Source organism: Glutamicibacter sp. 2E12 (assembly GCF_050030965.1).
Taxonomy (GTDB): domain Bacteria; phylum Actinomycetota; class Actinomycetes; order Actinomycetales; family Micrococcaceae; genus Glutamicibacter.
The window spans coordinates 1,160,604-1,183,322 of record NZ_CP188297.1 but is presented as its reverse complement, the minus strand read 5'-3'; the positions used below and the strand labels follow the sequence as shown (position 1 = coordinate 1,183,322).

Genomic DNA, 22,719 nt, shown 5'->3' with positions numbered 1-22,719 from the left:
CACCGGGAAGGTACTTGGTGGTGTTTTGCGAGTGGCATCACTAAGGATCCGAGGGTGATTAAAAGGTACGTTGCATTGCGTAAACGGACTGATCTTTCATCGGCGCTGTGCCCCCATCGCACGCCGTTGTCTGTCAGTAATGCAACGTACCTTTTATAACTTAAACCCAGCCCGTGTTTCTGCGTTCTGCCTCACACCTCAGGTCGGAATGGGCCTGCGTGGCGTGGTGTTGCGCCTATGGAGAGCATTTCCTGTCTGGGAAGCGAGCGCGCATGAGTACCCAGGCAGATACGGTTGTTTGGCAACAATAAGGCCTGGCCGTGGAGCCTAAGGGCGGCTTTGATAGCAAGACGGCAGATGCTGCGATCAACGCAGAAGCAACCGCAGATTCTTTGGCCGTGAAGGCCGGCGAACCAAGCGGGCCCCATGGTTCGATCGCCTGCCGTGGCACGACGCCGAGCTGGCCACGCGCATCGGCTAGTCGATGAATCAACGGCAAAGGGTGCGAGAACTCGAATTAGCTCTCGCACCCTTTGCCGTTGCTGGTGGTCTAAACCTCGGAAGCCTCTGCCTCTTGGGTGTCTTTCAAAACATGATCAGAGACCTTGGCCAGCGCTCGTTCCAGTGAAGAGCGCAAGACCACAGGAATCGTGATCTCGTCATTAATCTCGACAAGGCCTTCGCGTTCAAAGACGCGCAGCAGGGACTCGACCTGGGGGACAACCTCCTCAAGGCTGGCAATCAGGTGATGCTGCTCGGCGGGAAGGTCATCTTCGGTCGGAACTTGCAACGCGAACTCGGCACGTGGCGGTGTCGATGATGCGGCATTGCTCAACACGCCGGCCACCATCTCGGCGATCTGCGCCTTGCCCGGCTGCTCCAAGGTGTTGATCAGGATGTGCGAGTAGAGAACCTCTGCAATCAGCTCCTTGACCAAGCGGGCGCCTTGTCCGCTGGATGCCAGCAGCGCATCGCTGAGCGACTCGGTTGGGGTTGCGTTCGGTTCCTGGTAGCGCAGCATGGCCGTGCCGATCAGGGCGTCCCAGTATGCCGATAGGCGTGGAATGTCGGCCAGCGAAGAAACGGCAGTGCCGTCTTCCGGCTCCCACTGGGCATCCTCTGGAACGCCGGCGGATTCATCGACCTTGACGAACAGGCCCAGCGCGCTGGCCGCATCCTGCAGCGTATCGCCGGTGAGTACGCCAGCTGGGGTGGTCGGCTTGCCTTCGCCAACCCAGCTGATCAACTCGCGAGCCGCAAAAACGAAGGGCATCGCTTCGAGGCTGCCGTTGGCCTCATCATCTTCGAGATAAGGTGCCACGATGGGTGAATCGCCAGCCATGCGGGAGAGGAATTCGAAAGTCTGCTTGAAGTCATCCACGCTTCCGCCGAAATTAGCGGTCGTGCCCAGGAAAGTCAGGTAATGCTTGAGGATCGCAGCGCTGGCTTCCGAAACTTCCTTGCCCAGCGACGTCAAGTGGCCCAGCTGTTCACCCAGAATCGTCGGATCCAGGGTTTTGACGTCAACGCTCTGGCGCAACTGGGCATGCACGGTCAGCAGGGTAGTGAGCCCTTCGAGCGCTGCGCGGGTCTCGCTGGCTGCCTGGCCCTCTTCGTGGAAGTGGCGGAAGAGCGAGGACTTGAATGGCTGAAGAGCTTGGCGCACTTCAGATTCAAAAGGCACGCTGCTGGCGCCGGAACGGCGGGCTGGATGACCCTGGGCAGGCTTCTTCTTGGCTGGTTTACGTGAGGCCATGAGTGTGGTGCAGTTCCTTAGAAATGGCTGATCGGCGGGATTGGTAATTCGCTTCTCTCCAGTCTACGCAGGACGCGCTGGAGGCGAAGTTCCCGATGGGCGATAGTGATGCAGCCTCTGGGGAAAGTGCCCGTACGGGAGGAAGTACTTGTTGAAAGTTCGGAATATGCAATCATTTACCGCAAGAAACACGAACCTCCTGCCGGTGTGGTGGCGCTCACCGTCGAATCGTCAGGACGCGTTGATTTTCCCTGGGGATCGCGCGACAGTGAAGACATGCGGGCTCGTGTGGAGAGGCCGTCGAAATGCTAGGAGAGTGGATCATGGCTGGAGTAGGCGTGCCAGATCATGTCGTTGTTGTAGGCGCTGGCTTTGTTGGCCTGTCGACCGCTTGGTACCTGCAGGAAGCGGGCATTAAGGTCACCGTCGTGGATCGCGGCGGCGTCGCGTCCGGTTCCTCTTGGGGTAACGCCGGCTGGTTGACCCCAGCGCTGACCCTGCCCATCGCGGAGCCTGCAATTTTCAAGAACGGCCTGAAGATGATGCTCGACCCGGCATCCCCGCTGTACATTCCGCTGAAGGCCGATGCCAAGTTGCTCCGCTTCCTGATCGGTTTTGCCTGGCACTCGACCCCGAAGAAGTGGGAAGAAGCCATGCGGGTCTACTCGGAAATCGGCGCGACCGGTTTGGATGCCTTCGACGAAATCGCGCAGGCGACTTCGGCAGGGCCGGGAGTGCAGGAGCCGACCAAGCCGGCAAATCCATTCTTGACCGGTTTCACCTCGCTCAGCGACCGCGATGCGCTGCTGCATGAATTCGAGATGATCGAGAAGACCGGCGGCGAAGTTGATTACGAATTGCTCACCGGCGACGAGTTGCGCGGCATCGAGCCGACCCTGTCCAATAAGGTCGCTGCGGGCGTAGCCATCAAGAACCAGCGCTACATCAACCCGCCGAAGTTCATGGATTCACTGGCCGAATCCGTCATCGCCCGCGGCGGCGACATCATCGGAGCCTTCAACGTCACCGATGTGCGCGACAATGGCGGCTCGGTCACCGTCATCGGTTCCGAAGGCCGTTCAATCACCGCGGATCACGTGGTGCTGGCTACCGGTGCTTGGATGACCGACATGGCCAGCAAGTTCGGTGTGAACGTTGTGGTTCAGGCAGGCCGCGGCTACTCGTTCACCGTGGAGCCGGAACACATGCCAACGCACCCGATCTACTTCCCGACCCAGCGCGTTGCCTGCACCCCGCTGGGCGATCGCTTCCGCATCGCCGGCACCATGGAATTCCGCGACGCCAACCACAAGCTGGAGCCGAAGCGCATTGAGGCCATCGTTGCCGCTGCGACCCCGGTCTACCAGGGGATTAACTGGGAGAACCGCAAAGAAGAATGGGTGGGTGGACGCCCATGCACCGCGGACGGCATGCCACTCATTGGCCAGACCGGATCCTCGCGCGTGTCGGTTGGCGGTGGCCACGGCATGTGGGGCGTTGCGCTGGGACCGCTGACTGGCAAGATCCTGGCTGCCCAGATTGCTGGCCAGGAGGTTCCAGGCATCGCCCGGCACTTCAACCCCTTGCGCAAGGGGTTCTAGACGTTTCGGTCCACACCCGGAACGAAATAAAAGAACCGGCTTGCGGTGCATCATGGCGATGCGCTGCAAGCCGGTTTTCCTTTAAGGCTGTCTTTTACGCGCTTTAGGCGTGACGGGTTGATGCCCCGGCAAGGATCGCGCGGTAGCCTTCGGCAAATCCCGGATACTGCAGTTCAAGCCCGCTGGCTAGCAGCTTGGAATTATCGACCCGGCGGTCGGCAGCACGTCGAGCCGGGGCTTGTCCTGCCTCTTCCGGCGCAGGCAAATGAAGTTCCTTGGCCAAAAACTGGTAGACCTCGCCTAGCTGGGCTGGGGTGCTGTCACTGGCCAGGTAGAGGCCAGCGGCTTGCTCTCCCAGCGCCGCAACGTGAACGATGGCCGCGGCCAGGTCATCGCGGTGGATGCGGTTGGTCCAATGCGAGCCCGCGGGAATCTGTGCGGCTCCGGCAGTGACGTGATCGATGAGCCGGGTGCGGCCCGGGCCGTAGATTCCCGACGCCCGCAGGATTGTTACCGGCAGGCCGCTGCCGGCGAGCGCTGCCTCGGTGTGCGCAAGGACCTGCGCGGTGGGGCTAGCTGGGGCAAGCGGTGCTGATTCGTCGACGAGTTCTCCGTTGGCGCCGCCCATCACTGCGGTGGAGGAAACGTAGATAAGCCGGCGAAGATTGGGGCATTGGGCTGCCAGCCGGGAAGCCAGTTCTTTGGCGACCTGCAGATAGCCGCGCGTGTAGCCATCGGCATCGCGGGTGGCTGGCACGGGAGTGAGCACGACGATTTCGGTCTGCGGATCGATGCTTGGCCACTGGACGGCATCGAGCAGGTCTACGCTGTGGCCGGTAAATCCTGCGGGCAGCTTCTGGCTGTTGCGCCGCCAGCCGGTGACGCGATGGCCCTCCTGTTGGAGCCGCAGTCCTGCCTCGGTGGCGACATCTCCGCAGCTGACCAGTAATACTTTCACGAGACTCCTTTGGCGCAATATGTCCTCGGAGGCGAATCCCCCTACCCATAGACTAGAACCTTTAGGCCAGCGTGGCATGCGCGCGGAGGAAGGGGGCCAGGTGCAGTCTTCGGTGCGTTGCGTCCTGTTCTGCGTGGTTGCATTGCTCTCCATGCTCGGCGAGGGCATGGCGGTCTTTGCCTTGACCCTGGAATCCGCGGATCAGTTGGGGTCCTGGGGCGTAACCGCGTTGTTCCTCGCCGGCTTGGTTCCGCCGATCCTTGCCGCTCCGGCTATAGGGCGTTGGGTGGACGGGTCAGCCCTTGTCCGGGTGTGGATCCTGTACCTGTGCGTGCATGTGGCGATTTTCGCGGTGATGGCCATTGCCTCCAATATCTTCGCGAGCCTCGCCTTGATGCCTGTGGCCAGTATTTGCGCGGTGGTTAACGGAGCGGTCATTTTCAAGATCATTCCGCGCATCCGCGGAGGCTTCAGCATTGCTCGTGCCAGCAGCTTCCTTGTCGTAGCGACGACCCTGGCGGGAATCATCGCGCCGACGATAGCTTCACTCGTCTTCGCGAAAGCGGGGATCGGCGCGGTGCTTTGGTACGCGGCGGCAGGATTCCTGGCACTGGCCCTGGCGGCCATCTTCCTGTCCCGCTCGCAAGCCGCCAACGGGAAAGGAGCAGACGCAGGGAACGAGCCGGATCCGGGTGGACCGGTATCGCCCGGTGGAGCTGCATTGACGCGCAATCCACAATTGCGGATCTTGCTGCTCCCGGTGGCAGTGATCGTGCTGTTTACCGCAGCAGAAGGCGTTTCGGGGGTGTTCTACCTGCGCGGGATCACCGATAACGACACTGGATACGCGGTATTGCTCGGTGCCTGGTCCGTGGGCGCAGTGTTCGGTTCCCTGCTGGGAGGCAATCGCCGCTTCGGTACCCGAAGCGCCTTGCCGATTCTGCTCGGTGGAGGGCTGGTGGGCGCCGCGATCCTCACGGAAGGGCTCTGGTCCAACGCGGCTGGCCTGGCCTTGGTGTTCCTTGCCGGCGGGCTGGGCAATGGACTGCACAATACCGGAGTGCGAACAGCCATTTACGAATACGTGCCGGAATCCCGCCATGGCGCTGCTTGGGCGCAGCTGCGGATGCTCATCAACATCATGGTCGCATTGGGCTATCTCATCGGCACCCCGGGATTGCTGGTTGGCCCGGCCAGGGCAATTATCGTGATCTCCGGTGCCGCGACGCTGCTGGTTATCGTTGTATCCGCCGCGCTGTACAGCTGGAAAGCGCAGGCCAGGGTCCATGGGAGGACCTCTGCTACGGAATCCCGGGGGTAGCGCGCTCGCCGGAAACATGAAGGTTGCTGGATAACGCGCTACAATTCAAGTATTCGAATATTTGTACTAGAAAGTGGTGGGGTGTGGCTGAAGAACAGGAGCTGATGCCTCCGGGAGCAACCCAAGGGCCGGTCCAAGCGGTATCCGCGATGGGTTTCCCCTCGCCAGCACGCGATTATTTTGACGGCGGACTGGACCTGAACCGGTTGCTGGTCCGTGACCGTGTCTCCACTTTCATCATGCGCGTCTCGGGCCACGCCATGCGGTCAGCTGGTATCTTCGACGGCGATGAAGTGATCGTGGACCGATCGCTGGCCGTGCGCCACGGCTCTGTGGTCATCGTCAACCTCAACGGGCAGATGCTGGTGCGCCGCTGGCAGATTGACGGCCACGAGGTTGGGCTGCTCAGCGATGAATCGCCCCTGCCCGTGGTACTGGCCGAAGGCGATGAGGTCAGTGTCTTCGGCGTCATTACCAGGTGCCTGCATCATGTCCGCTGACCACGTATCCCTGGTGGACGTCAACAATTTCTACGTCTCCTGCGAGCGGGCCTTCGACTATTCGCTGCGCAATCGTCCCGTGGTGGTGCTGTCGAACAATGACGGCTGCGTGGTGGCCCGTTCCCAGGAAGCCAAGGATCTGGGCATTCCTACTGGAGAACCCTTCTTCAAGGTCCAACGCTATATGGACTCCCACAACCTTGCGGTGCGGTCAAGCAACTATGAACTGTACGGGGACATTTCTGCCCGGGTCATGGAATTGCTCGGACGCTTCGGGACCTGGCACGAGGTGTATTCCATCGATGAATCTTTCGTCGGCCTGGAAGGCAACCTGGAGCAGGTGCGCAGCACCGCGGCCCAGATCCGTGCCGCCATTGACAAGACTATTGGGGTGCCAGTCTGCGTGGGTGTCTCATCCACCAAGACCCTGGCGAAGCTGTCCAACCATATTGCCAAGCACAATCCGGGACTGGGCGGAGTCTGCGTCCAGCAGCTCATGGATCCCGAGGTCCTGGGCAGTATCCTGAACCGGGTTCCAGTCACCGATGTCTGGGGTGTGGGCCGCAAAACCGGTGCCAAGCTGGCAGCCATGGGCATTGAATCCATCGCGGACCTGCAAGCGGCTGACCCATTGGCGATCCGCAAGAAGTTTTCTGTCGTCTTGCAGCGCACGGTCTTCGAACTCAACGGGCAACGTTGCATCGGTCCGGTGGAGGAACGCGCGGACCGCGGCCAGGTCATGTTCACCCGTTCCTTCTCCACGCCGGTGCGCACCTATGAAGCGATGGAAGAAGTCATGTCCATCTATGCGCAGAAGGCTGCCGGTCGCTTGGCGCGCGAAGGCCTGTACGCTTCATTGCTTACCGTCACCGCGGGCACCAGCCGCTTCGCCCGGGGAGAAGCCTCATTCCCCAGTGCCCAGGTGCGCCTGTCGCGTCCGACGCGGGATCCCATCGTGCTCAGCAAGCTGGCAATTGCCGCGATGCGGGATCTGATGAAACCGGGGATGGACTATGTTCGCGGGGGAGTGATCCTCTCCGGGCTCAGCGATTCTCCGGGCGAGCAACAGCTGGACCTCTTTGGCCAGAGTCCCGATCCGGCTGCCGAGGAACAAGAAAACGTCTCGTCGGTAGTCCAGGACATCTCCCTGCGATTCGGTGCCAAATCCATTGGACTGGGGCATGCCGGAATGGCCAAAATCCCTGAATGGTCGATGAAACGAGAGCATATTTCGCAGCGCTACACCACCGACTGGGATGAACTGCTGGTGGTGCGTGCCTAGCGTTCTGCCAACGGCAAAAGGTTCTCGGCTCTTCGGCAACTTCGCAGTTTACGGTGGGAGGATGATCTCATGACTACCCGTGCCAAGCAGCTCATGTCAGTCGGAATCCTGATGACGGTGATGCTCGCTAGCTGCAGTGCGCCGAATGCCCAAGAAGCAGCTTCGAGCACGTCCGCTGGCAGTTCCAGCAGCCCGAGCAGTACGAGGACTCCTGCGCAGCAGGCAACTCCCAGCCCGTCCGGCAACTCCGGGGCCGAAGAAAGCCCATCGCCTAGCCGCAGCCAGGAACCCTCGCTGCGCCAGCAAGCAGAAGCGCTGGCCGACGAGCTGAGCGCCAGCGAACAGGCAGCGAGCCTCGTGATGGCCGGTGTCGCGGCAACAGGAGCAACCGCTGCGGAAATTTCTGCGATGAAGAAGCAGGGAATTTCCAATGTCTTCCTGCGTGGCCGTTCGCAACTGCCGGTGAAGCAGACCGCCGCCCAGGTCCAGGAAATTACCCAGGGCTTGGAGTCCGGCATTCCCGGGCAATTGCCGGTCTGGGTGGCCACCGATCAGGAAGGGGGCTTTGTCCGGGTGCTCCAGGGCCCCGGTTTCACCGAACTGCCGACTGCGTTGACGCAGGGAGGGTGGCCTGTATCGAAGCTGGAGCGTGAAGTGGGCGCCGCCGGGAAAGAACTGGCTGAAGCCGGCATCAACGTGAATTTGGCTCCGGTGGCGGACGTTGTTCCTGCCAGTATCGGCACCGGCAACGCACCCATCGGCTACTTTGGCCGCGAATACGCGCATGACGCCTCGGGGGTCTCCAAGGCCATTTCGACGGTGAACGAAGCGCTGCGCTCCGAAGGCGTGCAACCGGTAGTCAAGCACTTCCCTGGATTGGGCCGCGTCGCTGGGAACACCGATACCAGTACCAAAGTGACCGATACGAAGATCGATGCGGACTCCAGCGATCTGCAGCCATTCGAGCAGGCTATCGAGCAGGGCAAGTCCTGGGTCATGGTCTCCAACGCCCGCTACTCCCGGCTCGATGGAAAGAACGATGCACCGTTCTCTTCGAAGATCATCACCGGATTGCTGCGTGAGCAAATGGGGTATGGGGGAATCGTGATTTCCGATGATCTCTGTGAAGCCAAGCAGGTCGGCTACCTGCCGGTGGGCGAGCGCGCAGTGAAGTTCGTGGCCGCCGGCGGAACTGTTCCGCTATGCGTTAAATCGGCTCCGGCCATCACCATGGCGAAGGCCCTGGCCGCCGAGGCCAAGGCCGATGGGAAATTCGCGGCCAAGGTCAGAGAAGCCGCAGTACTGGTTCTCGAAGAGAAGCTGCGCATGCAATAAGCTGCACGGCTGGATCTTAAAGGTGTAGGCCCGGGGCTCTTCCTTACTCGCTAGGAAGTGCCCCGGGCCTGCTCTTGGGAGGTGGAAGGCCTACTTCTTGCCCTTCTTCTTTCCGTCAGTTACTTCCAGAACCTGTGCACGGTCATCATTGCCGTTGTGCAGGTGAAGCAACAGTGCCTTCGATGCCTTGGTGCTGTCTGCAACGGTCACCGGGATCTGAGTACCGGACAGATCGGTGAACAAGGTGCCTTCTGCACCGAAATCAACCTGTGGCGCTGCCACGTTGAAGTCGATCCAGTCGGTCTGGTCAACCGGGATCATCGAGCCGTTCTCATCGGTGTTGTACCAGGAGTAGCCCAGCACACGGTAGGAGATCTCCGACGAATCCTCATCGAGCCCCAGGGCTGACAGGGAGATCGGGAAGACCGCTGCATTGGTGTCGAAGGTGTTGGTATCGACATCGCCGAGCATGCCGTTCACCGGCTGCAGATCAACTTGCTCGCCGGTGGCGAGGTTGAAGGTTGCTGCCAGGTCCAGGTCGACTTCGTCGAATGCGGCGTTGAAGGTAACGAAGTCGGCTTCGCCGTCGCCATTGGTATCGATCTCGACATCCAGCTCGGTGCCGCCAGCCAGGTGGGCCCAGTTGGCCCAGGTGGAGATGCCGACGTTCAGCAGGCCGTCAGTCACACCGGTGCGGGCAGCGGTGCTCGATGCGCCAACGTGCTGCAGGTCCACGGAACGGGCCGCCGGGATGCTGTCCAGCGAATCGTCGCCGCGTTCACTCGAAGCACCCAGTTCGAAGGCGCCGAGCAGGGAGGTGACCGAAGTAGCGCCCTCGCCAGCAGTGATGTCCTTGCCCTTCAGGCTCAGGGTGGTGGTATCCGCGCCCTTCTTCATCTTCTTGAGCTTGCCCTCCATGTCAGCAGCCAGCTTGGGTGCTGCCTGGACTGGAATGCGCAGGGTCGGAGCATTGCTGGCAGTCAGCTCGACGCGACCGCTGGCATCGGCAACCCAGGCACGAGCCAGACCGGACTGGCTGGTAGCCATGGTTGGATCGATGGTCTTGGCCCACTGCTGCGGGTCAACGCTCAGGGTGACGTTCAGCTTGGCGCTGCCGCCGGCCGGCACGGTGACACTGCTGCGATCCAAGGTGAAGCTTGCGCCTGGGATCTCGGTAGCGGCCACGTAGTTGGCGTCGTAGCTCTGCGCCTTGCCGCTGGTGTTCTCAATGGTGATTTCGCGCTGCGCGCTGAACGGCTTCTTGCCTCCCAGCTCGATAACGCCGAAGACCACGCTGGTCAGATCCGCTGCCTCGGAATCGTAGGCGAAAGCAGGGCTCTGGAGTGCTGCATCGGCCATCACGCGACCGGAACCAACACGGTTCGGACCGTAGGCTTCGCCATTGGCAGCCTTGATGTCGGTGGCCGCGGTGTTCATGATGATGCTCTTGGCTTCATATGGGGTGTAGTCGCTGTCTTCCAGAACCAGCGCGGCGATACCAGCAACCAATGGAGTGGCCATCGAGGTACCGGTCATCACGGCGGTGCCAGTACCGGTGCCCACGCCAACCGAGCCGATCTGCGTACCTGGGGCAGCCACATCCGGCTTGACCACGCCGTTGGAACCGTGGACGCCACGCGATGAAGAGGAATTCAGCGTGTCTGCAACGCCGGACTCGCTGGAGGAACCGCCAACGAATTCGGGGGACAGGGTAACCTGCAGCCTGCCAGCTTCAGCTGCTGGGCGCAGCTTGTTCGACTCGTCCAAGGTGAACTGCGCACCCGGGATGGTCGCGTTGCCGGCGATGCCTGCATCGAACAGGTTGCTTTCTGCATCCAAGAGGACACCGGTGGCACCGGCGGCTTCAGCGTTGTTGAAGCGGGCGCCGGAACCGCAAGGGAACTCGCCGTTCTCGCTCCACTGCAGCCAAACCCACTTGCCTTCCAGTGAACCTTCTTCGAATGCGTCGCAACCGAATGCGTTATCGGCCGGAGCCATCACTGCTTCTCCGGACAAGGCGGCCGGATCAGCATTGGTGTAGTTGAAGTTCGCCGAGTACTGGCCCGAGGCCGAACCGGCGACATTGTCGGGACCATCGACCTGGATCTTGTCCAGGGTGACGTGCGAGCCAACGGAGTTGGCTACGGTCAGCGAGGAACGCGAGTTGCCCGGCGAACCGCCCACGTCGGTCACATCGCCGGCATTGCCGGAAGCGACAACCGAGAGGATGCCGGCTGCGCTCAGGGCGTCGACAATGTCATTTTCAGGGTCGTTGGCCGGGGAATGATCCGAACCAAGGGACATGTTGACCACGTCGGCGCGGTCCGAGAAGTCGCCGTCGCCGTTCGGATCAAGTACGTAGTCCAGTGCTTGGCCAACCACGGAGGAGGAGCCGCCGCAACCGAAGACGCGGATGCCGATGAGCTGTGCGTCAGGGGCCGAGCCCGGGCCGACCTTCATCTGCGCCAGCGCGTCGGCGTCCAGCGAGGAATAGTCCCCGGTGAAGGTCGAGCCATCGGCGTTGACGCCATAGCCTGCGGTGGTTCCGGCAACGTGGGAGCCGTGTCCGGCAGCTTGGCAGTCAAGCGGGTTAGGGTCCGGATGCGGAATTGGCTGGTAGGTGGGATCGTCGGAGTCGGCGTTGTAGTCATCGCCAACCAAGTCCCAACCGCCAATGAACTTGTTGGTGTCGATCAGGCCCGAATCTGCACCGGGCAGCTCATCGGAAGCCTGGGCTTCCTTGTAGCCTTCCAAGGTGCCCGGGCCGCCGAAGCTGGCATGGGTGTAATCCACACCGGTATCCAGTACAGCCACCTTGACGCCGTCGCCGGTCTTGTCCAGGGACTTCCATGATTCCAGGGCGCCGGTGTCAACTACCGAGCTGCGGTTGGAGGGCTTCTTGGGAACGATGGAGCTGATCTTGGCAACGTCGCTACGCTGTGCAAGCTTGCGCAGATCAGCGGCATCACCGGTTAGTGCGACACCCTGCAGTGCGTTGTGCGTGGTGTAGATGACCTTCGAGTTGGCCTCGGCTGCCAGCTGCTTGCCCTTGGCCTTGACCTCCTTGCCGATCTTCTTGACCTTGGCAGTGTCCTTCTTCTTGCCGGACTTCTTCACCGTCTCGAAGGCGCCATCACCCTGGAACTGAACGAAAACAGACACTTCACCAGTTGATTTGGCAAGAGGTCCGGAGACTTTCAGGTTGGACAGCGCTGATGAACTGGTGATTGGCAGGGACGCGGCATTTTCGCCGTCGCCTGGTTGGGGGATTCCTGCTGCGCTTGCCGGTCCTGACAAGGTAACAGCCAGTGCAAGCGCAGTGGCTGATCCCAAAATCAGGCGCGGCACTCTCTGCGTGCGGCGAGTGACCATGATTCTCCTAGCTGGGCTGGATAGCGGTGCTGCTCCCGTCATGGGCGGGCGACATAAAAGCGGTGCGAGCCTTGATGATCGTCCGGGGTAAACGTCCGCTAGTGCGAATACCCATAGCTGGAATCTTAGGTGACGTAGCTCATATATCAAGGGGTTATTGAATAGTAACCTTTGGCTGGATATTGTGCTGGCTTGGGAATTTCACAATAAAATCCGCGAACCACTGCGACAAACCCGCCCAGCAAGGCCTGATGGGCCCGTCCATTTTTGAGAAAATTTGGACGCTTTGTTACTCATCAGTTCACTACTTGCTGGGCGGGCGGCGCCGGAATCGGCTTGAAGGCTGCGGTTGCCTAGAGGCGGTTCAGGAAGCTATGCACGCGCTCGTCGAGCAGCTGGATGCGCTCGGCAACGACAACCATTGGGTCCGGGTAGATCGGATTCTTCGGAGGCGGGATCCGCACATTGCGGGAGCACTCGAAGTTCAGGCAGATCAATGTCCCCAAGGTATTGCCGTCACGTCCAGCCTGGCCAGCGCGCTTGGTCGTCCACATGCCTACCGCGCAGGGGATGTTCACATCGCGGCACATCTCGCACATCGTGGCGTTGGTCGGCTTGCGGCCACCGTCGGTGGGGCGCAAGAGGATGCCGCGGGTCTGCCCCGCTTCGTCGGTGTGGAGCAGGTAGCCGCGCTGCATCATTTTCGGGTCGCGCCAACCCAGGTACTCCAGCGAATCCCACTCGAGGGAGGCGAAGTTTTCGGGCAGGGTCAATTTCTTCGCTTCTTGGCGGCTGGCGTTGATGAAGGAAGAGCGGATGGTTTTTTCGGTCAATGGCTGCATGGGAAATCCTCAAATAGTCCGCACGCGCTTCATGGGCGCACGGAATCACGAATCGTCAAGGTGTTGAGGTCTGCAAGGGAACGAAAAATTGGGGGCACTGGAACATTGCCTAAGGCAGAAGCCTTAAGCGGAAAATGTGTTGCCAACCCCGTTCGATACGCAGACGAACGGGCAGAGCGTCAAAGTGGCTTGCATAGCCGACCGCTCCCTCCTGTGGTTCTCCACGCATTGATTCTGAGCACTTCCGGAATAACCATAACAAGTGCGGTTGGCTTAGGCCAATGACTGGGATCACGGTTAAAGCAGTTTGCTGGCCACCGCCGTGAACGGCAGTGGCCAGCAAACACTCCAGCAGCCAGGGCCTAGCGGCGGCCGCCCTGCCAGAGCGCGTCAAACGGGGTGTTGCCAGAAACGCGGTTGCGGATGCCTTCGGTGACAAACGCCTTGGCTGTGCGGGCTGCCTCCAGCGGGGTAGCGCCCTTGGCCAGCTCTGCAGTTACGGCTGCGGCCAGCGAGCAGCCCGCGCCGGAGACCGCAACTTCGCCGATCTTCTTCTCGCGCAAGACCTCGAGGGTCGTGCCATCGTAGAAAACGTCCACGGCGTCTTCGCCAGCGATGCGGACTCCACCCTTGGCCAGGACCGCCGCGCCGGAGACCTCGTGGATCTTCTTGGCGGCTTCGATCAGATCATCTTCGGTGGTGATCTTGATTCCCGAGAGCTGTTCAGCCTCGAAGTGGTTCGGGGTGACGAACGTAGCCAAGGGCAGCAAGGCAGCTTTGAGGGCTTCGTCGGTGTCCAGTGCGTGGCCTGGTTCCTGGCCCTTGCAAATCAGCACCGGGTCCAGCAGTACGTTGTCCCACTGCTGGGAATTCAACGCGGTGGCAACGGTGTTGATCGTTGCTGGCGAGCCCATCATGCCCAGCTTGACCGTGCTGAGCTTGTCCTCGTAGCAGGCCTGGATGGCTTCGAGCTGATCGGCAATTACCTGCTGGTCAACGGGAACGAAGCGGTGGTTCCAGGAGTCCTTGGGATCGAAGGAGACGATGCAGGTCAAAGCCACGATGCCGAAGGTTCCCAGTTCCTGGAAGGTCTTCAAATCGGCCTGGGCGCCTGCGCCGCCAGTGGCTTCGGAACCAGCGATGGTCAGGGTCATGGCTGGAGAGGCAGTGTTTGTATTAGTCATAGTCTCAATTGCGGGTAGTGCGGGTAGGGAATGGGATTAGCTGTGCTGCCAGAAGCTGAGCGTGGTCGCTTTGGACCAGCCTTCGGGAAGCTGCTGGGCGTGTTCTGCGGTGGCTACCAGCAGCAGCCAGGGCAGCCCGTGGCCGAAAGCTGCGCCTGCAAAGTTAGCCAGTACCGCGCGGCGAGCCGCATCGGGATCAGCGGGGGAGAAAAGGTCCGGGTCGGTAAGCAGGCCGTAGTTTTCGCCGTAGCGCATGCGTCCTCGGGCGACCGGACGGTCGAAGTCGGTCACCTCAACGACGTCATAGTTATCCATTGGAGCCTCGAAAAGCCCGGACGTATCGGCGAGCTTGACTACCTGCTCGACGTCGTCGGGCTTGCCGGCCAGCAGATGCATGGTCGTGCTTTGCTGCCAACCCGAAGTGGCGAGTTCTGCAGCGGTGCTGTCGTTGGGAGTGCCCAAGAGGATCAAGCGCTGCGCGTCCTTTGGCGCGGACCAGGAAGCATCAGGCCAGTAGCGGAGTATTTCCACGTCTTCGCCGTCTTGATTCACCGAACGAATCTCGTGCTGGTTCGGGAAGGAAGCAATGCGATCACGCAGCGTGGCGTAGTCGTGGGTCCAGCTTGGCAGTGCTCGTGCCATTGCGCTCATAGTGCTGCGTTCTCCTTTGGTTCGCTAGGGATCACCTATCGGCATGTTTGACTTTACGCCTTAAGACGCGGTGATACGGAACTCTGTGTCAGGGTGTATGCCGACGCGCGCAATCCGCGGCTTTTCAGGAGGCTTTCGGCCGTCTCAGCGGTGAAGGATCTGCCATGGACACCTCGGCAATCCCTGCTGGCCCTGGATCCATCAGTGCCAGCACATCTTCAAAGAGCGAGCGCACCACAGGCAAGCGGCAGAGCACCGCGAACTTGGCGGCAACCGGTGCCATGTTCTTCATCAGAAGTCTGGATCGGCGCTGCTGCGGCGACTGGTCGAAAGCCCACGCCGAGAAGATCTGGCGGGAAACCAGCAGTAAGAACTTCGGCAGATCGCGTCGTATGCCCAATGGGGGCAACGGGCGGGATCCGGAAACGACCTTCTCCCATATCTCCAATTCAATGCTGGAAATCTCGTCGTTGCCCATATCGCGCGCGAGCATCAGACGCAGGAACGCAGGCCCGAAATCGTGATAGGGAGCCAACGCTTCGACGCCCGTGTCGAGTACTGCGCGGATGTTGGCTTCGAGGGTATTTCCCTCTGCGAGCATCCCCGCGCAAAGATCATATTGCTCCCTGCGCAGGTTCAGCAGGAGCTGGGCAACGATCTCCTCTTTGGACTTGAAGTAGTAGTACGCATGCGACAGGGAAACCCCTGCGTTCGAAGCAATGGCACGCATGCTCGAGGCTTTATATCCGTCCGTGGCAAAGCACTCCAAGGCAGTTGCCAAGAGCTTGGCTTGGGTCTGCTGGCCTTTTTCGGTGCGTGGTTGCGTTGTCATGGAGCCTTTGGATGGAAGTGGGTGGATCCGATTCTACCAATTATTTGAACGCGTTCAAAAAAGGAAAATTTTCATGCTGATGTACGGGAGGACGGTCACTGCACTATTTGTTTCCTCGAATTTATAGTTCGAAGACATTCAAGTGAGATATGAATTTTGGAATTCTTTGATTTCTGAAACATGGTTGGTCTTCAACAGGTGAGAACGTGGCCGCAGTTATGCATGGGATACTTGTTGCGTAAGTGCTAATACAGCGGGACAGCGCGCAGGCATGGAACCTTCACCCTTTTGATTCGTGGGCAGGGCCGTGCCTTTTAGCGATGTTCTGGCGAACCACTTTGACAAGGAAAATTTCATGGGCGATTCCAACGCCAGCAACAATCTGATTCGAACCAAGAACGCGGTTTTCGCTTCTTCGGGTTCTCCCTACTTCTCCACGGTGCTCACCTTGATGGGCGCGGTCGTGATTCTTTCGAATATCGGCGCCTCCAAAGGTGTCAGCTTCGGTCCGCTGATCACCGATGGCGGTTTCTTCCTCTTCCCGCTGGCCTACATTCTGGGCGACGTCATTGCGGAAGTCTACGGATTGAAGGCGGCTCGCCGTTCAATTCTGGTGACTTTCGCCTTGGCATTCTTCGCAGTGTTCTGCTTCTGGGTCATGATCCAATTGCCATCAGCCGAGTTCTACGACGGGCAAGACGCATTTGAGCGCACCCTTGGCCCGATCTGGCAGATCGTCGTTGCCTCCGCCTGCGGCTTCCTGGTGGGGCAGCTGGTCAACTCATGGGTGCTGGTCAAGCTCAAGGAACGCACCGGCGAGCGTGGGCTGATTCTCCGCTTGATCGGCTCCAGCGGTGTTGGGGAGTTCCTGGATACCCTGATCTTCTGTGCCATTGCAGCGCCAGTTATCGGCATCGCCGATGCACCGACATTCATCAACTACGTGGTGGTGGGCTTCATCTACAAGACTGCCGTGGAGGTCCTGTTTGTTCCGGTGACCTCGATGGTCATCAAATGGTTCAAGAAGCGCGAACCTGGCTACAGCCAAGCGGCCGTCGCAAGCTAGTGATCCTGTGGGCATCATCCGTGAGGGCGATGCCCACAGCTGTATCCGGACACTAGAATCGATGGCATGCAGACAGGTCAAAGCGCTGAAGTTCAGCTAGAAGCACGCGACTTGACCATTGGCTATCCCAATCGCGTGATCTGCGGGCCGATCAACCTGCAGCTGGCTCCCGGTGCTGGCTTAGGAATTATCGGTGCCAATGGCAGCGGAAAATCAACACTGATCCGCACCATCCTGGGACATCTCATTCCGGTGGAAGGCACCGTCGAGTTCCAAAGCCTTCCCGTGAATGAAAGCTCGGAGCATTTTCGCCGTACCGTCGCAGTACAGGTCACCGACGGCGCCTTCTTCGAAGAACTCACCGTGCGCGAACATCTGGAAATGGTCGCTCGTGGACACGGACTGGATGATTGGGCCCAGTTAGTCCAAGCAGAACTCGACTTCTTCGAAATCACTGCTGCTGCCGATCACCTTCCCGGCGAGCTGTCTTCTGGCCAGCGCCGTAAGCTGCTGCTCGCCGCGGCCTTGATCCGTCCGGCAGAACTGCTGATTCTTGACGAACCGGAACAACGCCTGGACCTGCGTATCAGGCAGAAGCTGTACCAGCGGCTTGCCGGGGTACGCGCCAGGGGAACAACTTTGCTAGCGGTGACCCATGATCCGCTGATGGTGCGAAGCTGCGTGGACCAAGTGCTGCTTCTGGATGAAGACGAGGGTGAACTGCTTGATCCGCAGGCAGGGGCGCAGTGGCTTGAGCGCTAGCCGGGTTGCAAGCCATGCCGTTGATTTCAATCCTCGAGAACTGGTCAATAGAGCCAAGAAGCGGCGGAATTTCTCCGAGAAATTCGACAGCTTTTCCGATGCCTATGTCTGGGTGCTGGCCGCGCTGGTGGCGTTGGCCTACCTCTTCAGCGCACTCTTTGGCATGCTGTTTGTGCTCTTGGGCGAGGGCGTAGCGCACCAAAAGCTGCCCAGCGCCGTCTGGCGCTTGCAGGACCTCTCTTTCGTGCTATTGGCCTTGGCCGGCTTGGCAACCTTTCGGCTCATGCTCTACCTGGGGCCTTGCGGGCTCAGTGCGGCCAAGGCCGACTGGTGGCTGCCGCTACCGGTCAAGCTCCGGGCTATCCGCCAGCCGACTTGGCGAAATGCGGTGCTCATCGGTCTTTTCGCGAGCAGCTTTGCCGGTGCGTTGTGGCTGATCGTGATGCTGGGGCTGGCCGGATCGCTCCCGGTACCCGTTGCAGTCCTTGGGCTCGCCTGCTTCGCAGTGGCCGGTGTCGGGCTTGCCAACGCGGCCACGGCGATCCAGGGGAAGAACCACCAAATAGCTGCGCGACGGATCTGCGACTGGGTGGGCCTCGGGCTGCTCATCGCCTTGGCCGTGCTGTGGATGCTCTTGATGTTCCAGATTCCTTGGGCCCAAAGCCTGGTTGGCGCTATGGCTGCGGCCACCTTGAAGCCGGCTGCCTGGGTGCTCGCCTTGCTCGTTATCCTGGTACTTAGCGGCGCGAGTACGTACGGTGCGTTTCGCCATTTTGACCAGATTCCGGGCCAGGCGTTGCGTTTTGCCGGAGAGCACCAGCAATTCGCCGTGGGGGCTTTGATGCAGGGCGACTCGCGAGGCCTCTCGGCTCCGGCGACATCCGCTATTAGCCGCAGGCGCGCACGCGGTGGCAAGCTCACCGCCAAGTTGCCGGTGGCGTGGCGCATTCTCTGCCTCCGTTTGCTGAGGGGAGGCCGTTGGCATTCGGTGGCCGGGTTCCTGCTCCTGGCTTTCGCGTTGGCCGCCACGGTTCAGCGAATTGCCAACCCGCTGAGCGCAGCGGCCTTTTACCTGGTGCTCTGCCTGGTTCTCACCTTGAGCATTTCCGCGACCATTGCACCGCTCGTTTCCGAACGGCAGCTCACCCAGCTTCTAGGGATTTCGGAACAGCGCCTGATGCGGGCAGCAACGCTGTATGCAATGCTCTTTTCAGCCACCGCCTTGCTGTTCTTGACCGGCGGGCTGGGAATGCTGGGCATGATCCAGCTGGATCGCATTTGGCTTTGGATCGCCGCAGGCCTGGTCGCCGCGTTGGGGTGTGCTGCGGCAAGCAGTGCCCACGCCAGCAGGGAAGAACGGGACTGGGATGCATTACTCGGGGGAGCCACCAGCGAGTCGGCCGTGGCCACGTATCTTTTCCTGGAAACAGCGACTTTCCTTCGGGCAGCTGCCACGTTCTCGCCAATTTTCTTCTTGGTGCTCAGCCCCGGTACTCCCATTCCCTTGTTGCTGTGGATCGCGGCAATGCTCTTTGGTGCAAGTGCCCTGGTTCAAGTTTCCGGCAGGAAGCTGGGCGCGGGGGCGTAGGTAGTCTTGGAGGATGAACGATTTGATTTCCATCCACGAGCCCGATGGGCTTTCCGCAGAATTGCTCTACTCAATACTGAAACTGCGTGCCGAGGTATTCATCGTCGAGCAGCGATCGTGCTACCCGGACATCGATGGCCGCGATCTGGATGCCGGCACTGTGCATCTGGTGGCCACCGAGAACGGGAAAGTGCTGTGTACTGTGCGAATCATGGACAGCGCAAGCGGCACTCCGCGCATTGGGCGGGTTGCAACGGCCGCAGAAGCCCGAGGCCGGGGCCTGGCCGGGGAACTCATGCAGCGTGCCGTGGCGCTTTGCGCTCCGGAGGCGGAGATCCAGCTCAGCGCCCAGACCCAGCTGGAGGGCTGGTACGGAAAGTTCGGTTTCCTCCGCTCCGGAGAAGACTATGACGACGACGGGATCATGCATTTGCCGATGACCCGCGCAGGGCAGGGCGTTTCGGCCTAGAAAAGCCCGAGGCTTCGATTCTCCTTGCACTGCCCCGTGCGTGGAGAATCGATGCCTCGACTGCTTTGCGGCCCTTGGCTACAGGGCGGCCGGCTGGCCCTGCGGATCCGGTTCGCCGGCGTAGTAGCTGGAGAGCACCTTGTCCTTGAGCTCGAAGAAGGTTCCGTCCTCGATCGCCTGGCGCGCGGATTCAACCAGCGAAACAGTGAACTGCTCGTTGTGGATGGAAATCAACGTGTGGCTGAGCAGTTCCTTGGCCTTGTACAGGTGGTGAATGTACGCACGGGTGAAGTTCTTGCAGGCATAGCACTCGCAGCCTTCCACCAGCGGAGTGAAATCCCGCTTGTAGCGTGCGCCGGAAAGATTGAAACGGCCCCAGGGGGTATAGAACGCCGAGTTGCGCGCAACGCGAGTGGGCGAGACGCAGTCGAAAGTATCGGCACCATTCTCAATCGCGGTGAAGACGTCATCCGGCTCGGAAATGCCCAGCAGGTGGCGCGGCTTGTTCTCTGGAAGCTCTTCGGCGCACCAGCCGACGATGGTTCCCAGATTTTCCTTCTCCAAGGCGCCGCCGATGCCGAAGCCATCGAAGGCCATGGCCCCCAGATCCTGGCAGGCCTTGCGGCGCAGGTCCTCGTACTGGGCGCCCTGGATGACGCCGAACAGGGCCTGGTATTCCTTGCCTTCGCGGGAATCGGTCAATGCAAAGTGCTCGGCAATGCAGCGCTCGGCCCAGCGCCGGGTGCGCTCCAGGGACTCGACCTGGTAGCCGCGGGAATTCTGCAAGGTGGTCAGCTCGTCGAAGGCGAACATGATGTCCGCGCCGATCCGGTGCTGCACGCCCATGGAGATCTCAGGGGAGAAGCGGTGCTTGGTGCCGTCGAGATGGGACTTGAACCAGACGCCGTCCTCGTCCACATTGGCCAGGCGTTCCTTGCCCGGGGCCACGGCGTCGTCCGGACCAGACTGGTCTACGGACTTCATGTCGATGACCTTCTTGAAGCCCGAGCCCAGGCTCATGACCTGGAATCCGCCGGAGTCGGTGAAGGTCGGCCCCTGCCAGCCCATGAACTTGCCTAGTCCGCCAGCTTCATCGAGGATATCCGCGCCTGGCTGAAGATACAGGTGGTAGGCGTTTGACAGCACAGCCTGCGCGCCAAGCTCCTGAACCTGCACCGGGGTGACTGCCTTGACGGTAGCTTTGGTGCCTACCGCAATGAACGCGGGCGTCTTGACGTCGCCGTGCGGGGTACGGATAACGCCGGTACGTCCCAACATCGGGGAACCGTCCGGAGCGGTCAGCCGGGTTCCGACTTCAAAGCCGAATTCATCCTGGCGGGCATGCGGGGCACTGGGGTCAAAGTTCTTTTCGGACACGTACCAAGTGTGCCGTATTAACCGCGCGGTGAGGAAAACGACAGGGGCAATGTGCGCCAAAACCTAACGCTTCACAAGGCAAAGCGCGAATAATGGAGCGTACGTGTTGTGTCCAACGCGACGGAAGGAAGATGTGGGTCTGGAGAATCTGAAGGAATCCGCCAAGGCGCTCATTACGCTGGGGCCTGCCCGCAAGGACCATTGGATCGGCCTGCGCACCGGCATCGGTGTTTTTGCGCCTCTGATCACGCTCTTCGCGATTGACCGGCTAGACCTTGTGGTCTTTGCCGTGTTCGGCGCCTTTACCGGCGTGTATGGGCGCGTGGACGGCTACTGGAACCGGTTGCGGATGCAGGTGCGTTCCGGGGCCTTGTTCTTCGCGGTAATCGCTCTGGCGCTGGCCGCTTCGCACTGGTGGATCGACCATTCGGACCCTGGAATCAAGCAGTGGCAAGTAGTTGGCGCGACGACTCTCGTGGCCGGTGCCTGCTCGGTGCTGGTGGGTTTCATGCGGCTGCGGCCCGGCGGTTCGCTGTTCCACATCTTCGCATTTGCGGCAATTGCCTCCATCCCCGTCCCCGCGCCAATCGGCGAAGCCCTGCTCGTGTCGGCCTTGACGATCTTGTTGTCGGTAGCCATCGGTGCGGCCGGTGCACTCGGGCAGTGGACCAGCTTGTGGAAGCGCACCCCGCTGCCGCCACTATCGGATAACGTCCGCAAGGCCATCTGGTGGGAAGGGCTGTTCTACATCCTGACGGCCGGCGTGGCCGGTGCCTTGGCCAATACCGTGGGCAGCAGCCTGGAAGCCGGGCACAACTACTGGGCGATGGTGGCCGCGGTGGTTCCCCTGGTCGGGCACACCACGACCTTGCGCATCCGGCGCGGCGTGCACCGAATGCTCGGCACCCTGGCAGGCATGGTCCTGATGGCGATCTTGATCTTCCTGAACCCGCAGGTCTGGATCCTGCTCGCCTTCATCGCCATTTGCCAATTCATGGCCGAGCTGCTGGTCATGCGCAACTATTTCCTGGCGCAGGTTTTCATTACCCCGATGGCGCTCGTGGGCGTCTCGCTGGTGACGGGCCTGAGCGGCTCGGTGATGTACGACCGCGTGGTCGAGACCCTGATCGGCTGCACCGTGGGCATGCTCGGGGTGCTCTTGGGAAGCTGGGTTGGATCGATCATCAAGCGCCGGCAGGGAATCATTCCAAGCAATGGGCAGCAGGGCTAGATATTCACTCCGACATGGGCTAATGCCTGACGAAGAATATTTTCTCGACCGCCAGCGAACTCGCCCTGGATGTCCGAGCTGAGCGCTTCGCTGGGCGAAAGCCAGGTCAGCTCCAACGCATCGGAGCGAGGGCTGGTCTCGCCGCGAACCGGCACGATGTAGCACATGGATACGGCATGCTGGCGATCATCGGTCAGGCCGGTTTCGCTCGGTGCCGGGAAGTATTCTGCAACGGTGAATGGCACCGGTGAAGCCGGAAGCTGCGGAAGCACCATGGTGCCCAGGTCCTTTTCGATGTGGCGGATCAACGCGGCGCGTATGGTCTCGCGGTACATCACTCGCCCCGAAACGAAGGTGCGCAGCATGCGCCCGTCATCATCGCCGGTGAGCAGCAGGCCCACCTCGTTGACGTAGCCCAGCGGGTCCAGGCGCACGGGAATGGCCTCGACATAGAGCATGGGCAGGCGCTGCCGTGCCTCGTAGAGGTCTTCTTCGGAGAGCCATCCAGGGTATGGGTCAGGAGTGCGCACGTTCATGGTTCTATCTTCGTACACAAACCCTCGACATTCCGTGAAGCTGGATCTGTGTTGCC

The 22,719-nt window shown here is 60.7% G+C and carries 19 protein-coding genes; 10 read left to right on the top strand and 9 right to left on the bottom strand.

All coding sequences use genetic code 11. The features are described from left to right. Positions 1–550: 550 nt before the first annotated feature. A complete protein-coding gene (locus ACP3TE_RS05480) occupies positions 551–1,756 on the bottom strand; it encodes a hypothetical protein (protein ID WP_105662421.1) in 1,206 nt (401 codons plus the stop codon). A gap of 323 nt (positions 1,757–2,079) precedes the next feature. Between ACP3TE_RS05480 and ACP3TE_RS05475 the strand changes: the two genes are divergently transcribed. Beyond that, positions 2,080–3,357 carry an NAD(P)/FAD-dependent oxidoreductase gene (locus tag ACP3TE_RS05475; RefSeq protein ID WP_388024518.1) on the top strand — a complete coding sequence of 426 codons (1,278 nt, stop codon included), beginning with the start codon at positions 2,080–2,082 and terminating at the stop codon, positions 3,355–3,357. 103 nt (positions 3,358–3,460) lie between these two features. Here ACP3TE_RS05475 and ACP3TE_RS05470 read toward each other — a convergent pair whose 3' ends face one another. Beyond that, positions 3,461–4,315, bottom strand: a complete 855-nt coding sequence (locus ACP3TE_RS05470; RefSeq protein WP_426735690.1) for an NAD-dependent epimerase/dehydratase family protein — start codon at positions 4,313–4,315, stop codon at positions 3,461–3,463. Between the two features lie 76 nt (positions 4,316–4,391). Here ACP3TE_RS05470 and ACP3TE_RS05465 point away from each other — a divergent pair, with 76 nt between their 5' ends. From ACP3TE_RS05465 to ACP3TE_RS05450, 4 genes are all read left to right on the top strand, one after another. Further along, positions 4,392–5,636, top strand: coding sequence for a hypothetical protein (locus tag ACP3TE_RS05465; RefSeq protein ID WP_426735688.1), 1,245 nt, complete (start codon positions 4,392–4,394; stop codon positions 5,634–5,636). Between the two features lie 83 nt (positions 5,637–5,719). Next, positions 5,720–6,136 carry a LexA family protein gene (locus tag ACP3TE_RS05460; protein WP_105658603.1) on the top strand — a complete coding sequence of 139 codons (417 nt, stop codon included), beginning with the start codon at positions 5,720–5,722 and terminating at the stop codon, positions 6,134–6,136. Continuing rightward, positions 6,126–7,418: a Y-family DNA polymerase gene (locus tag ACP3TE_RS05455; RefSeq protein WP_332594866.1), complete on the top strand. Its 1,293-nt coding sequence runs from the start codon at positions 6,126–6,128 to the stop codon at positions 7,416–7,418. The genes ACP3TE_RS05460 and ACP3TE_RS05455 overlap by 11 nt, the downstream gene beginning before the upstream one ends. 69 nt (positions 7,419–7,487) lie before the next feature. Then, complete coding sequence (locus ACP3TE_RS05450) at positions 7,488–8,753, top strand: glycoside hydrolase family 3 N-terminal domain-containing protein (protein ID WP_426735686.1); 1,266 nt, start codon at positions 7,488–7,490, stop codon at positions 8,751–8,753. A 90-nt stretch (positions 8,754–8,843) separates the two neighbouring features. On the opposite strand, the gene ACP3TE_RS05445 is transcribed toward ACP3TE_RS05450, so the two are convergent. The 5 genes from ACP3TE_RS05445 to ACP3TE_RS05425 form a co-directional block, all read right to left on the bottom strand. Continuing rightward, entirely contained in the window at positions 8,844–11,915 is a 3,072-nt protein-coding gene (locus ACP3TE_RS05445; protein ID WP_426735685.1) for a S8 family serine peptidase, read from the bottom strand. A 563-nt stretch (positions 11,916–12,478) separates the two neighbouring features. Beyond that, a complete protein-coding gene (locus ACP3TE_RS05440) occupies positions 12,479–12,967 on the bottom strand; it encodes an FBP domain-containing protein (protein WP_105658599.1) in 489 nt (162 codons plus the stop codon). A 362-nt stretch (positions 12,968–13,329) separates the two neighbouring features. Continuing rightward, the gene (locus ACP3TE_RS05435) at positions 13,330–14,151 is read right to left on the bottom strand and encodes a hydroxymethylpyrimidine/phosphomethylpyrimidine kinase (protein ID WP_332487402.1); all 822 of its coding nucleotides are present in this window, start codon (positions 14,149–14,151) and stop codon (positions 13,330–13,332) included. 36 nt (positions 14,152–14,187) lie between these two features. Next, entirely contained in the window at positions 14,188–14,802 is a 615-nt protein-coding gene (locus tag ACP3TE_RS05430; protein ID WP_365943045.1) for a hypothetical protein, read from the bottom strand. Positions 14,803–14,926: 124 nt separating this feature from the next. Beyond that, positions 14,927–15,634 carry a TetR/AcrR family transcriptional regulator gene (locus ACP3TE_RS05425; RefSeq protein ID WP_365943046.1) on the bottom strand — a complete coding sequence of 236 codons (708 nt, stop codon included), beginning with the start codon at positions 15,632–15,634 and terminating at the stop codon, positions 14,927–14,929. A 355-nt stretch (positions 15,635–15,989) separates the two neighbouring features. Between ACP3TE_RS05425 and ACP3TE_RS05420 the strand changes: the two genes are divergently transcribed. The 4 genes from ACP3TE_RS05420 to ACP3TE_RS05405 all read left to right on the top strand — a co-directional run bounded on the left by ACP3TE_RS05420 (position 15,990) and on the right by ACP3TE_RS05405 (position 19,519). Then, the gene (locus tag ACP3TE_RS05420) at positions 15,990–16,700 is read left to right on the top strand and encodes a queuosine precursor transporter (RefSeq protein WP_426735683.1); all 711 of its coding nucleotides are present in this window, start codon (positions 15,990–15,992) and stop codon (positions 16,698–16,700) included. Between the two features lie 66 nt (positions 16,701–16,766). Continuing rightward, positions 16,767–17,462: an ABC transporter ATP-binding protein gene (locus ACP3TE_RS05415; protein ID WP_105658594.1), complete on the top strand. Its 696-nt coding sequence runs from the start codon at positions 16,767–16,769 to the stop codon at positions 17,460–17,462. After that, on the top strand, positions 17,452–19,050 hold the full coding sequence (locus ACP3TE_RS05410) for a hypothetical protein (RefSeq protein ID WP_426735681.1): 1,599 nt from the start codon (positions 17,452–17,454) through the stop codon (positions 19,048–19,050). Before ACP3TE_RS05415 ends, ACP3TE_RS05410 begins: the two co-directional genes overlap by 11 nt. Positions 19,051–19,063: 13 nt before the next feature. Continuing rightward, complete coding sequence (locus tag ACP3TE_RS05405; protein WP_332594861.1) at positions 19,064–19,519, top strand: GNAT family N-acetyltransferase; 456 nt, start codon at positions 19,064–19,066, stop codon at positions 19,517–19,519. Between the two features lie 78 nt (positions 19,520–19,597). Here the strand turns inward: ACP3TE_RS05405 and tgt are convergent, their stop codons facing one another. Then, positions 19,598–20,896: a tRNA guanosine(34) transglycosylase Tgt gene (tgt, locus tag ACP3TE_RS05400; RefSeq protein ID WP_105658591.1), complete on the bottom strand. Its 1,299-nt coding sequence runs from the start codon at positions 20,894–20,896 to the stop codon at positions 19,598–19,600. Between the two features lie 133 nt (positions 20,897–21,029). On the opposite strand from tgt, the gene ACP3TE_RS05395 reads away from it, so the two are divergent. After that, positions 21,030–22,127, top strand: coding sequence for an FUSC family protein (locus ACP3TE_RS05395; protein WP_426735679.1), 1,098 nt, complete (start codon positions 21,030–21,032; stop codon positions 22,125–22,127). On the opposite strand, the gene ACP3TE_RS05390 is transcribed toward ACP3TE_RS05395, so the two are convergent. Beyond that, the gene (locus tag ACP3TE_RS05390; protein ID WP_105658590.1) at positions 22,124–22,663 is read right to left on the bottom strand and encodes an NUDIX hydrolase family protein; all 540 of its coding nucleotides are present in this window, start codon (positions 22,661–22,663) and stop codon (positions 22,124–22,126) included. The genes ACP3TE_RS05395 and ACP3TE_RS05390 overlap by 4 nt on opposite strands. Positions 22,664–22,719 lie beyond the last annotated feature (56 nt).